This window comes from Micrococcus sp. GbtcB5 (genome assembly GCF_019091605.1).
Lineage (GTDB): Bacteria > Actinomycetota > Actinomycetes > Actinomycetales > Micrococcaceae > Micrococcus > Micrococcus luteus.
The window spans coordinates 1-301 of sequence record NZ_JAGXJK010000141.1 but is presented as its reverse complement, the minus strand read 5'-3'; the positions used below and the strand labels follow the sequence as shown (position 1 = coordinate 301).

At 65.1% G+C, this 301-nt stretch carries 1 protein-coding gene; it reads left to right on the top strand.

Annotation, left to right across the window (positions count from 1 at the left end; translation table 11 throughout):
* Positions 1-288: helix-turn-helix domain-containing protein (locus tag KVS67_RS11800; RefSeq protein WP_217565427.1), on the top strand; the 288-nt coding region annotated here is incomplete at its 5' end.
* Positions 289-301: the final 13 nt, after the last annotated feature.

The following is a 301-nucleotide window of genomic DNA, read 5'->3' as shown; positions in this document are numbered from 1 at the left end:
GAGGGTGAGCGAGTGCCACTGACCGTCCGTGAGCAAGACCAGTTGCAGGCGGCGCAGTGGCAGCATCTCGTCTGCTACTACGTGCGGGACGCCGCCCAATGGCGCGGCGTGACCATCGACCAGGTGGCCGAGGAGACGCGCATGGGCCGAGACCAGTTCTGGAGGCTCATGCGAGGGGACGGCCCCATGCGCCGGGAGGACATCACAGATGTGACGCGCGCGCTAGGAATCAAGTTCAACGTACTGAGCGACGAGCCATCGCGAGCGGGTTCCGACTCCGAACCCTGAGTTGGCAAGAGAG